Source organism: Rhizobium sp. NFR12 (assembly GCF_900108545.1).
In the GTDB taxonomy this organism is placed as follows: domain Bacteria; phylum Pseudomonadota; class Alphaproteobacteria; order Rhizobiales; family Rhizobiaceae; genus Neorhizobium; species Neorhizobium soli.
The window spans coordinates 52050-62532 of sequence record NZ_FNWM01000008.1 but is presented as its reverse complement, the minus strand read 5'-3'; the positions used below and the strand labels follow the sequence as shown (position 1 = coordinate 62532).

The 10483-nt window shown below is 60.0% G+C and carries 9 protein-coding genes; 3 read left to right on the top strand and 6 right to left on the bottom strand.

Features of this window, described 5'->3' with window-relative positions; translation table 11 throughout:
* Positions 1-393, top strand: a 393-nt coding sequence (locus tag BLW69_RS22040; protein ID WP_139283922.1) for a YiiG family protein, incomplete at its 5' end; no start/stop codon positions are given.
* Positions 394-432: 39 nt separating this feature from the next.
* The gene (locus BLW69_RS22035) at positions 433-1020 is read left to right on the top strand and encodes a DUF1349 domain-containing protein (RefSeq protein WP_092665393.1); all 588 of its coding nucleotides are present in this window, start codon (positions 433-435) and stop codon (positions 1018-1020) included.
* 341 nt (positions 1021-1361) lie between these two features.
* Here BLW69_RS22035 and BLW69_RS22030 read toward each other — a convergent pair whose 3' ends face one another.
* The 5 genes from BLW69_RS22030 to BLW69_RS22010 form a co-directional block, all read right to left on the bottom strand.
* Positions 1362-2312: a DUF808 domain-containing protein gene (locus BLW69_RS22030; protein WP_092665391.1), complete on the bottom strand. Its 951-nt coding sequence runs from the start codon at positions 2310-2312 to the stop codon at positions 1362-1364.
* A gap of 153 nt (positions 2313-2465) precedes the next feature.
* Positions 2466-4169, bottom strand: a complete 1704-nt coding sequence (locus tag BLW69_RS22025; protein ID WP_175487307.1) for an ABC transporter permease — start codon at positions 4167-4169, stop codon at positions 2466-2468.
* Between the two features lie 4 nt (positions 4170-4173).
* Positions 4174-5151 (bottom strand): ABC transporter substrate-binding protein, encoded by a 978-nt coding sequence (locus BLW69_RS22020; protein ID WP_062459092.1) that lies wholly within the window; start codon positions 5149-5151, stop codon positions 4174-4176.
* A gap of 89 nt (positions 5152-5240) precedes the next feature.
* Positions 5241-6365: an ABC transporter ATP-binding protein gene (locus BLW69_RS22015; RefSeq protein WP_092665387.1), complete on the bottom strand. Its 1125-nt coding sequence runs from the start codon at positions 6363-6365 to the stop codon at positions 5241-5243.
* Between the two features lie 223 nt (positions 6366-6588).
* Complete coding sequence (locus tag BLW69_RS22010) at positions 6589-6969, bottom strand: hypothetical protein (protein ID WP_174197535.1); 381 nt, start codon at positions 6967-6969, stop codon at positions 6589-6591.
* A gap of 727 nt (positions 6970-7696) precedes the next feature.
* Between BLW69_RS22010 and BLW69_RS22005 the strand changes: the two genes are divergently transcribed.
* Positions 7697-9772 carry a methyl-accepting chemotaxis protein gene (locus BLW69_RS22005; RefSeq protein WP_092665407.1) on the top strand — a complete coding sequence of 692 codons (2076 nt, stop codon included), beginning with the start codon at positions 7697-7699 and terminating at the stop codon, positions 9770-9772.
* Positions 9773-9934: 162 nt separating this feature from the next.
* Here the strand turns inward: BLW69_RS22005 and BLW69_RS22000 are convergent, their stop codons facing one another.
* The gene (locus BLW69_RS22000; RefSeq protein WP_092665385.1) at positions 9935-10474 is read right to left on the bottom strand and encodes a hypothetical protein; all 540 of its coding nucleotides are present in this window, start codon (positions 10472-10474) and stop codon (positions 9935-9937) included.
* Positions 10475-10483: the final 9 nt, after the last annotated feature.

Sequence of the window (10483 nt, the reverse complement as noted above, 5' to 3'; positions counted from 1 at the left end):
CGCGCATCGCTACTCGCGCTCGAAAAGGCCGAGGGCAAGAAATCGCGCTGGCATGTGCGAAACGTCATGTTCCGGGCAGAGGCCGTGATGGACGTGATGCCGACAAACGAAAAGCCCGTGGTCGCCATGCCTGCATTCAGATCAGTGCTTGCCGCCTACGCTCAGGCTGTCCGGGAGTTCGACGACTACGCTCTCCAGCATCCCAACTCATTCCACGTGTTTGAGTCCAGCCCGGCGTCGCTCCTGTCCAAGCTTCGCAATTTCGACGAAAAACTCGAAATGGCCAAAGGCGACGCCCGCAAAGGCGCGGGCGACGATCTCGAATGGCTTGTCTCTGACTACAACACGATGGTCTCCACCTCAGAGTCCGCTACGGTGTTTGCCAAGGACTGATGTGCATATGGCGATGATGGCGAAGGAGTGGCTGCATAGATGAGAACCCATCTCGAGAACGGAACCTGGGTCAACGAGCCTGCGAACTGGGAGGTCTCGGCCGATCATCTTACCATGACGACCGACCAGAAGACCGACTTCTGGCAGAAGACGCATTACGGGTTCGCGCGGGATAGTGGACATTTTCTTGGAGTTTCGGTCAGCGAAGAATTCACAGCGCGGGTCCGGGTCCAGGGAGAGTTCCGATCCCTGTATGACCAGGCGGGTTTGATGTTGCGGATTGACGAGACACGCTGGATCAAGACCGGTGTCGAGTTCACGGACGGCGAGCGCTTTCTATCAACGGTTGTCACAAACGGAAACTCGGACTGGTCCGTCTCGCAGCCGTTTCAAGGATTGGAAGACTTCATCATACGGATCACGCTCAAAAACGGAGCGGCAAGGATACAGGCCTCGTCGGACGGCAAGGTATGGCCGCTTCTGCGTCTGGCGCCGTTCCCTTCCGCGGATCGCTATCTCGTTGGACCGACCGCCTGTACGCCGGAGCGAGGCGGGCTGAACGTGCGCTTTTCAGACTTTGATGTGGGTGAGGCCATAAAGAGCGATCTCCACGATCTGTCGGTCTGAGGCCAGCTTGGAGTGGTGGAAGATTGATGAGCGCTGCGTGGTTCAACCGCCACGGCTCTCTGCCCTCAGAACCAGTTCTTCAACTCAACGCCAGAAAGGCGGCAATCAGCGCCCTTAAGAATACAATAGGGACGCGAGAGAGGCTGTCCGTAAGCCGACGTTCGAAACCTTACATACCAGAAAACCCGGGCTTTTTCGTACCTCGAAACGGCCAGCGGCATCGCGACTGCTCCTGCTATCAGGCTGGACACCGATAGAGCTGATCCTCAACGTCCTGCACTCAGTCCGGTGAGTCCGCGAGCGAGCCACCCGTTCGATCTTTCCGAAGGGGTTACCGGACGTTACGCCGAGCGACGCGAGGGGAGCACCGCATGCACGGCCGTTACGCCAATGACGACGATGGCGCCAAGGATGATGCCCAGCAAAGCCTGAAGCGAGGATGTCGTAAGCCACCCGACCACAGCCGGAGCAACCCCGATGGTAGTCGTCATGAAATGGGATGCCCCTTCTATGACATGCTCGGGTGTTGACAGCCCGAGCCCATCCAGCCCGTGGACGACGATACTGCCGCCGACCCAGAGCATGGCCGCAGTGCCCACGGCCGCCAGGATCTGTAGAAACACCGGCACACCCTTGACCAGGCTGCGGCCGATCACCCGTGCCGTGCCAGATCCCGCCTTTGCCATGTGCAATCCGATGTCATCGGCCTTTACGATGAAAGCCACGACGCCATAGACGGCAACCGTTATCAGCACTCCTACGGCAGCGAGCACCATAGCCTGGGTATAGATGCTGGAATCCGCAACATCGGCAAGCGTCAGGGCCATGATCTCTGCGGATAGGATGAAGTCCGTGCGGATAGCCCCGGCGACCTTCTGTTCTTCGAGCGCGACCGGGTCAACCGGTGTCGACGAGTCACCCACATCGTGCGCGTGGGGGGCCAGCAGACCGTATATTTTCTCAGCGCCTTCGAAGCACAGGTACAGGCCGCCGATCATCAACAGCGGGGTGATCAGCCAGTTGGCGAAGTAGCCGAGCAGGAGGCAGATGGGCAGGAGGAAGACCAGCTTGTTGCGCAGCGAGCCCAGAGCGATGCGCAAAATTATCGGCAGCTCCCGGGCCGGTGATAGCCCAACGACATAGGTCGGGGTTACAGCCGTGTCGTCGATAACAACGCCTGCAGCCTTGACGCTTGCTTTTGCAGTCTGGGCCGCAACATCGTCCAGCGACGTAGCAGCCAGCTTCGCTATTGCAGCGATATCGTCGAGTAGTGCTATCAGGCCTGTCGCCAACGAAATGCTCCGTTAATTTCCGATTGGACACTCACAACAGATCAATAGCACGTCAAGTTCCGTCATCTCTTTCCCTAGCTTTTTGAAAGGTAGGGCACGCCTTTACCCCGCATTTTCGGAGCTAGGATCTAAGCTTAAACCCCCGTACTTCAATCACTCCAACCAAGGCAGGGTGCCCTTCGGCATGCTTGAGCCAATCAATGTCGCTCCCCCGGCAAGGCTCAACACGAGGAGGGTTGAGAGAACTGCGACTGCCGCTGCGCCAGTCGAGTTTCCTTCATACTGCAGGGCAAAAATCATCACACCTATGGTTTCCTTTCTCGACGACCAGAGCAGTGTCGAAAGCGTCAGCTCGTTGAGCGCCGTCATCACGACCAGAATCGCCCCGGCAGCCGCGGCCGGTAGCACGCCGGGCAAGAAGATGGACAGGATGCGGCGATTAAGACCGGCGCCGGTAATGCGAGCCGCCTCGTCCAGTGCGGGGTCGGCTGATTGCGCGGCGGCGGCCACGGGCCGGAGCACCAGCGGCAGGAAGCGCGAGAGATAGGCGATGACGAGGATCGCCATGGTCCCGTAGAGCGACAGCCCGATCAGCGGCAGCGGCTTGAGGAACGCGAGGATCATGCCGAGCGCGACAACAGTGCCGGGAACGACCCAGGGCCCCTCGATGACGAAATCAAGCAGCCGGAGCACAGGATTTGTACGGCGTTGAGAAAGAAAGGCCAGCGGTACGGCCACCAGCATCGAAATTGCGGCCGTGATCACGGCGAGCAGCAGCGAATTGGCAAAAGCCCTTCGCACGGTCGGATTGTCGAGCACGGCGCGGAACTGGTCGAGGCTTATCGTGTCGGGTCCGAAGGCCACCCCGATGGCCGGCAAGAGCGCAGTCATGGTCAGCGCCGCGAGCGGCACGAGCGACAGGATGAGCACCACGATCCACAGCAGGAAGTCGATTACAGGCGCGCGGCGGGTAGGCACGAAGGGTGTCCCGGCCGGAAGCGGCACGGCGATGCGGGTCGTGACGATGTTGCGCAGGACGATGGCAAGCGCCGCCATGGCAGCGAGCATCAGCGCCAGTGTCGCCACTTGGCCGGCGGCGGCCGGGCCGAAGCCGTTCAGCCGTTGGTAGATCAACGTTGTCAGGACCGAGATGCGGCCCGGAATGCCAAGAAGTGCCGGCACGCCGAAATTGCCGATCGCCGCGGTGAACGCGATCAAGCTTCCAGCCAGCACCGAAGGCATGACGATGGGTAAGACGATTCCGAGGCCGATCCTGCCTGGCGAAATACCGAGGATGCGCGCGGCCTCGACAAGGTCGGCCGGCAGTGCCCGCAGCGCCGCCCGGACAGCAATGAAAACCAGCGGCATGTGTTCGATGCCCATCACAAGCGCGATCCCGCCAGTTGAATAAAGCGGGTTGGTGGAGCCCGGCGGTGGCGCAAGGCCGAGCGGTTTCAGGATCGGCGACTGCGCGCCAAATAGTTCAATCCAGGCAAGCGCCATGGTTTGCGACGGCACGATCAGCGGGATCAGGATGAGAAAGGTCAGTGCGGCGCGGGTGCGGAGTTTCAAAAGGCTGACGGCAAAGGCGAGCGCCACGCCGATGACAGTCGACACGGCAACGGACAGAAGCGCGGTCTGCAGCGTTCCCGAGAGCGCCCTGAGTGCCGAGCGACTGGCGAGCGTGGTCAGCATCAGCCCGAGCGGCGTGCCGTCCTCGCCGGGTTGGAAGGCGGCGGAAAAGAGCCGCGCGAGCGGCCATAGCGTCGTGAAGGACACGTATAAAACGAGAAGGGAGACGAGCAGATGCTCGCCTCCCAAACGATGCGGCCGGCCCATAACGGGTCTGCGGATCATAGGGTCAACCGCCAAACAGTTCCGCGAACTTTTCCTTGGTTTCCTTGTCGGCCTTGAGCATGGCATCGCTATCGGCGGGCAGGATCTTCAGTGTGGTAAGCGCCGGGTACCCTTCCGGTTGCGCGACACCGGGCAGGATTGGGAAATAGCCTTGGGCGGCGGCCTGTACCTGGGCTGCCTTGGAGAGCTGCCAGGCGACGAAGGTCTTGGCTGCCTCGACCTGATCGGACCCCTTGAGCACGGCGACTGGCTGGGTAATCGAGCTCACGCCTTCTGCGGGAAAGACGAAGTCGACGGGTGAACCCTTCTTCTTGGCGTTGAGGGCCATGTATTCGATGATGATGCCATAGGCCTTTTCGCCGCGCGCAACGGCTTCGACAACCGTGCCATTGCCCTGGCCGGCAACGGCGCCGGCCTCGGCCAGCTTTTCGTAATACGCCCAGCCGAATTCAGGCTGCTGCGTTACCGTGCCGACATGGATGACGGCCGCACCGGAATAGAGCGGGCTTGGCATGATCAGGCTCTTGGCCGCATCGGCGGCAAGCAGGTCGTTCCAGCTCTTCGGGGCGGTCTTCACGAGGTTCGTGTTGTAGATGATCCCTGTGGTGATCACCTTGGTGCCGAAAAAGGTCTTGTCGGCATCGATGAAGGCCGGGTTTATGCCTGCAACCGGAGCGTCGGTAAAGGCCAGAAGGCGGTCGTCGTTCTTCAACTGCGTCATGGCGACGGTATCAGCAATCAGGATGACGTCGGCCGGGCTGTTGCCGGCGGCATATTCAGCCTGCAGCTTGGCCATGACCTCGGTCGTGCCGGAACGGAAGAGTTCAACCTTGATCTCTGGATGGTCGGCGTTGAACGCCTCGATGACCTTGGTCATCTGATCTTGCGGCTGCGAGGTGTAAACGGTGATCGTGTCTGCGGCCGCGGCCTGGAAGGCGAGGCCGGCAAGAATGGTTGTGGCGACGAGCGTGCGGAAGAACATGAGAACCTCGTTGATAGGCAGATTGTTTTGAACGCGGCCCCGCCCGGGCGATGGGGAGACGGCCACCGGTTCGGCAGATGCTGTTTCGCCTAGCTCACAGAGATGACGGCAGAACGACAGGTTGACGATCGACCAGTGACACGGCCGGCCCAGGTTTGGCCTGTTCCGCCGTCGCCGATCACCCAGCCGCCCGTAAGGACGAGTTCGATCGACGTGCCGGGCGCTAACCGCTCCTCGAGCGGCAGGCTGACGACGTCGCCGTCAATCTCAGTCGGCAGACAGTGGCTGAGAAAGACGCCGTTCTGAAAGACCTGCCCCAGGAGCTCGACCTTCAGGTGGCCGCCCTCAGGCACGCGCTTGAAATCGGAGGCATGACAGCACAGCCAGCCATAGCCTGTCGGGGCCTCGCCCGGCATGTCGAGGAGCTGCTGGCCGAGCATGACCTTCGTTCGACCCGCTCCGGACTCAACCACTTGCACCGGCAGCGTACGTCCCCGACCGATAAAACGGGCAACCATGCTCGAAGACGGCTGGCGGTAAAGTTCTTCCGGCGTACCGAGCTGCTGTAGCCGGCCCCGGTCCAGGACGGCGACATGCGTCGCAACCGCCATCGCCTCGTCCTGATCATGGGTGACGAATACGAATGTGGCGCCGGTCAGACTATGGATACGGCGGAATTCCGCGAGCATGGCCTCACGCAAATGGGCATCGAGATTGGCAAGCGGTTCATCGAGCAGGATGAGTTGCGGTCTGGTTGCGAGCGAGCGAGCAAGCGCTACCCTTTGCCGCTGTCCACCCGACAGTTCGTGCGGCCGGCGGCCATCCAGCCCCCGAAGCCCGACGACGTCCAGAACCTCATCGATGCGTTGGTTTCGCTCCTGAACCGTGAGCCCGGCGACTTTCAAGCCGAACTCGATATTTTTTCGTACGGTCATCGTCGGCCAGAGCGCATACGACTGAAAGACCATGCCAACGCGACGCTTTTCCGGTGGGACAAAGACGGCATCACCGGCGACTAACTGATCGTCGAAACGGATCTCTCCTTGATCGGGATGCTCAAGCCCGGCGATCAGGCGCAAAAGAGTGGTCTTGCCGCAGCCTGAAGGTCCAAGCAACGCGAGAAACGCTCCGTCGGGAATCGCGAGCGAGACGCTATCCAGCGCTGTGAACTTGTCGAAGTGCTTCGATATCGCGTTGAGGCATAGATGCGGCACGTAATCGCCCTCCGATCGTCAAGATCAGATTCCACGAATATGTGACGTGTGGATGACGGTCAGGTGCGAGGCATAGCCAGTTCCGACTGGGTAGGGCAGTAGAACGAGGTCGATATTCTCGCTATCGAATTCGTACTGAAGGCCATCAAGCCCTTGGAAATTGCTGTGACGGACGTGCCCGATGGACGCTGAGTGCGTCGGATTGAGCGGTGCCTATCTGCACTCAATGGATGCCTTTAGACGGTTCCGGTAATGTCGCGTCCTCTCGAATGGCCGGAATAATCGAGACCGTGCTTTCGAGCCTGTTTCTCAGTTCCTGTGAAACAAGTGGAGCCGGACTGTTTTCGTCATCTGTCTCTTGAGTTTCTTCATCGACCCCCAGCGAGGACAGGCGATAGTCGATAGCAAGCGCGTAGATTGCTTCCAGCAGACCCCTCTCCTTGATGTCCGGGTCGGACAACGCAAACAGGGAGGCTTTGACAATGCGTTTGCTCGATGTCTTCGGGCATTCGTCTACGACATGAGCATAGAGTTCTTTGCCGGTTAGACCGTCGGCTGCGCCACTGACGAGCGCCTCGTAGACCTTGTTCAGTTTCTTGCCCATGAGGACGATTCCTTTTTCGGATGAAAGCAGTTCCGATGACGACGGTGTGCGAATGTCGTTCAGGGCAAATTGATCCTGACGACTGCCCGGCCTGGTGTCAAACTGGATCGGACAGACCTCGTGTCAGGATCGCACTCAATGCAGCCATCAGGACTCTTAAGCCCATCAGGTAACGCCCACGCAGGATTACGCAGACGACTGCTTGGCCAAGGCCATCTTATTCCTCAAGCCGCGTCACAAAACTGAAATAGACCAGGGATAGCTGGAGACCGCATTGTCGCTTTGGCGCGTGTTGCGTTGATCGAAAGTGTTACCTGGAGACCCGGTCGTTGAGAACCCATCTCGAAGTTGTGCATGCTCTATCGGATCTATTGCGACGATTGCGGCTGAGGCCGCCGTCGCAGATCCGGTTTCGCACGATCGCAAACACGCCGACGACAGTGAAGTTTTCCAGGCACGAGCTACTCAACGCTCTCTATGCCCTTGAATACGAGGGTGTTATCGCACTCCACAATGATCACAGCTTCAGTGTGCTGAAGCCCTCTTCCGCAATCTAGCCGAGGGGGCAAGTGAGCTGCGCCGCACCGGCACGCACGCGGCTGTGTCACAGTAAATTCACACTCCGTAGACATTTGCTTAAGAGCCGAAGGGCATTGATGCCGCTGTTTTCTTGCCTTTGAGGTCTAAGCCTTTGCTCTTCGCCCATCTTCGAATCTCGCAGCGCGTCATGCTCCTGGCGGCGATGGCGCTCGTCGGTATCATCACGATCTGCGCCATCTTTATCGGTCAGCGCCACGTCGAGCACGGATATCGTGCCGCTGCAGATGCGCTTGCCGAGAGCAAAGCCGACGTTGCAAGCCTGTCGGCCAGCGTGAGCGCCAGCTACATGTTCCAGCAGGCATTCCTGCTCGAAAAAGAGATGGCCAGCACGGAAAAGTTCAAGGCAGCCGTTTCTCAAGGTCGTAGCGTGCTGGCGAGCCTTCGTCGTTCCGCCACTCCTGATCTCGCAGCCCAACTCGACCAACTGAGCATTGGCCTGACCGCCTACGAAGCAGCGTTTGATACGCTTGTGAAGAACAATCAGGACCTTGGTCTCGATCAGGACAATGGCTTGCAGGGCGCCATGCGCTCGGCGGTTCATTCGATCGAGGGACGTCTGGACTCCGTCGACGATACCGCTATTCGCGCCAGCATGTTGATGCTGCGGCGTCATGAGAAAGACTTCATACTGCGTGGCGATGCCTCATATCTGCAAAAACACACAGAGGAGGCTGAGACGTTCGCGACGCTTGTGAAAAACGCCTTCCGCCCGGGTGCGCAGCGCAGCCGGGTGCTCGATGGCCTGGAAATTTACCGATCGGCATTTCGCTTTTACGCCGAAGCCAGCATTGGGGAAGCAGAGACCCGCAAGGATGTTGCAGCTGCCTACCTTGCGTTAGAGCCGCAGGTGCAGGCTGTCAGCGCAGCTTACGAAACGGAGCGCGAGACTATCCTCGTGGAAAATGAAAGAGTCGCGTCTCGCAACCTTACCGTCGTCGCCGGCCTGGTTCTGCTGGCGATCGTCGGGCTTGGTGGCGGCGTCTGGATTATCGGCCGGTCCATTACGCGGCCAGTCGCGGCGATGACCGGTGCCATGGGTAAGCTCGCAGAGGGACAGACGGATCTTGCGATCCCGTCGTTTGGATCTCGCAGCGAATTCGGTGCCATGGCTGGCGCGCTGGACACGTTTCGGGAGGCGGCGATCGCCAACCGTCGTTTGGAAGAAGAAGCAGCGACCGCACGGGCCAACGCGGAAGGTGAACGCGTCCGCCTGCAACGGGAAGCAGAGACCGAGGCAAGGGCACGCTTGAGCCATGCAACCGGAGGTCTCGCCGAAGGGCTGCGGCGTTTGGCAAGCGGCGATCTCGCTTTCGAACTGACCGAGCCATTTGCGCCGGACTTCGAAAATCTGCGCCGCGATCTCAATGCAACAGTCGCCCAGTTGGCCGATGTCATGAGCTCGATCGCCCATGCAAGCATTTCCATCGAGGGGGGAAGCCGCGAGATCGCCTCGAGCGCCGACGATCTGTCCCGCCGCACCGAGCACCAGGCCGCATCGCTCGAAGAGACCGCGGCAGCGCTCGAACAGATCACTGCCAATGTCGGCAACGCGTCGCGCCGATCGCAAGACGCCCATCGTATTGCCAGCGAAACCAATGCCGCGAGTGAAAGCACAGCAGTGCTCGTTTCAAATGCGTTGAAAGCCATGGCACGCATCGAGATCTCGTCGACCAAAATCGGCGGAATCATCAGCGTGATCGACGAGATCGCCTTCCAGACCAATCTTCTGGCTCTCAACGCCGGGGTCGAGGCGGCAAGAGCGGGGGAGGCAGGACGAGGATTTGCGGTGGTTGCCCAAGAGGTCCGCGCTCTGGCAGGACGGTCGGCGGAAGCCGCACGAGAAATTAAGCAACTGATCCAGACGTCTGACCGCGAGGTTCTAGACGGCGTTCGCTGCGTCCGTGAGACCGGCGAAGGACTGACCGAAATCACCGGCCGCGTGGAAGCGATCACCACGCAAGTCGAAGCGATTGCCCTTTCGGCTCGCGAACAATCCGTCGGCCTCAACGAGATCAACACGGCCGTCAACATGCTCGATCACGGAACACAGCAAAATGCCGCGATGATCGAGGAAAACAATGCGGCAAGCGCACTGCTCATGAACGAGGCGCAACGCCTACGCGGTCTCGTCGGCATGTTCCAGCTCGCGCAGGGACCATCAACATGCGACACTCACGCGAGTGGAGTGGACCACGCTGCTTAATTTCAGCGAGATTTCTGGAGCCGGCGCCTCGATCACCGGAGAGCAGCATCTTCACATTGAGATGACTACGTGTCGGTGACGGGCGACGATCAGCGACCGCTCTCGTGGGAGACCCGCACCTCGCGACCGCGAGGAAGGTTGCGCGTCGTTGCGAAACCGTAATTAGTCCCGAACAACGCGCCTGAATGCACCGGACGAGTCGAAGCGGCACTCGAACGTGGTGACCCGCGATCCCTCCGGTGGGAACTGGCCGTAGACAGTAAACCCGCCCCCCGTGCGCTCCACCGGGAGAGTAAGGATTTCCAGAGGCCTGCGGCCGAACGTGGCTGATGCTTCTCCCTGGCAGAATTTACCCATGCTTCCGATGGAGACCCTCTGCCGCGACTTCGTTTCGATGTCGCGTTCCGGCGGCGGTGAATACGTGTTGCCGCGGAACGGGAAGTCCGGCTTGTCGCCACGGGAGTTCGGACATTCGTAGCTCATGGAGTACCAGGTCACCGGTCCTGGAACGCTGTCGCCGAGGAGCCCTCCGGCGTGGCTTTCACTGAAAAGAACGTGGTATTCACCACCGCAGACGCGCTGGGCTTCCTGAATGCATGCTCCGCTGTTGCCCTTGCACTTCGTCTGATGAACGTCGTTTGCGGACGCGGGGAGGGCCGACAGCAGGACTATTCCAATGAGAGATTTCGCTACGAGACGCATTCCAAGTCC

Bases quoted from the DNA above. Each gene is read 5' to 3' on its own strand.
- BLW69_RS22035 (WP_092665393.1), top strand. From the start codon at position 433: ATGAGAACCCATCTCGAGAACGGAACCTGGGTCAACGAGCCTGCGAAC.
- BLW69_RS22025 (WP_175487307.1), bottom strand. From the start codon at position 4,169: ATGATCCGCAGACCCGTTATGGGCCGGCCGCATCGTTTGGGAGGCGAG.
- BLW69_RS22020 (WP_062459092.1), bottom strand. From the start codon at position 5,151: ATGTTCTTCCGCACGCTCGTCGCCACAACCATTCTTGCCGGCCTCGCC.
- BLW69_RS22010 (WP_174197535.1), bottom strand. From the start codon at position 6,969: ATGGGCAAGAAACTGAACAAGGTCTACGAGGCGCTCGTCAGTGGCGCA.
- BLW69_RS22005 (WP_092665407.1), top strand. From the start codon at position 7,697: ATGCTCCTGGCGGCGATGGCGCTCGTCGGTATCATCACGATCTGCGCC.
- BLW69_RS22000 (WP_092665385.1), bottom strand. From the start codon at position 10,474: ATGCGTCTCGTAGCGAAATCTCTCATTGGAATAGTCCTGCTGTCGGCC.